This window comes from Sedimentibacter sp. B4 (genome assembly GCF_000309315.1).
In the GTDB taxonomy this organism is placed as follows: Bacteria; Bacillota; Clostridia; order Tissierellales; family Sedimentibacteraceae; genus Sedimentibacter; species Sedimentibacter saalensis.
The window spans coordinates 1-230 of record NZ_CANG01000995.1; the positions used below are offsets into that span (position 1 = coordinate 1).

The 230-nt window shown below is 68.3% G+C and carries 1 pseudogene; it reads left to right on the plus strand.

The features are described from left to right. Nucleotides 1-230 (plus strand): annotated as a pseudogene (locus BN358_RS24905) (ubiquinol-cytochrome c reductase cytochrome b subunit); the annotation flags it as partial.

The following is a 230-nucleotide window of genomic DNA, read 5'->3' on the forward strand; positions in this document are numbered from 1 at the left end:
GCGTGGCGGGGATGGCCGCCTACGGCATGTTCTGGCTGGCCGGCGGCAACGACATTCTGGCCACCCAGTTCCACGTGTCGCTCAACGCCATCACCTACTTCAGCGGGCCGCCGTGTTCGTGGTGCCGGTGCTCGCGTTCATCGTGACCAAGCGGATCTGCCTGTCACTGCAGCGCGCTGACCGGGATCGCGTCCTGCACGGCTCGGAGTCCGGCGTGATCGTCCGCGGCC